The organism is Photobacterium sp. S4TG1 (assembly GCF_036040035.1).
In the GTDB taxonomy this organism is placed as follows: domain Bacteria; phylum Pseudomonadota; class Gammaproteobacteria; order Enterobacterales; family Vibrionaceae; genus Photobacterium.
Genome location: NZ_JAYXUH010000070.1, coordinates 1 through 246 on the forward strand (window position 1 = coordinate 1; position 246 = coordinate 246).

Sequence of the window (246 nt, forward strand, 5' to 3'; positions counted from 1 at the left end):
GGATTCGAACCTGCGACCAATTGATTAAAAGTCAACTGCTCTACCAACTGAGCTAACGACCCAATTTGCACTTCAAAGAGAAGTGGCGTCCCGTAGGGGAGTCGAACCCCTGTTACCGCCGTGAAAGGGCGGTGTCCTAGGCCTCTAGACGAACGGGACAATGTTCATAACGCAAGTTGTTGGGCAACTTACGTCGGCTCTTTTACATTTCGACCAGGCAATCTGTGTGGACACTGCATAAAACAG

The 246-nt window shown here is 50.0% G+C and carries 1 tRNA gene; it reads right to left on the reverse strand.

Annotation, left to right across the window (positions count from 1 at the left end):
• Window positions 1-83: 83 nt before the first annotated feature.
• Window positions 84-159: transfer RNA gene (locus VXS03_RS20215), tRNA-Glu, on the reverse strand.
• Window positions 160-246 lie beyond the last annotated feature (87 nt).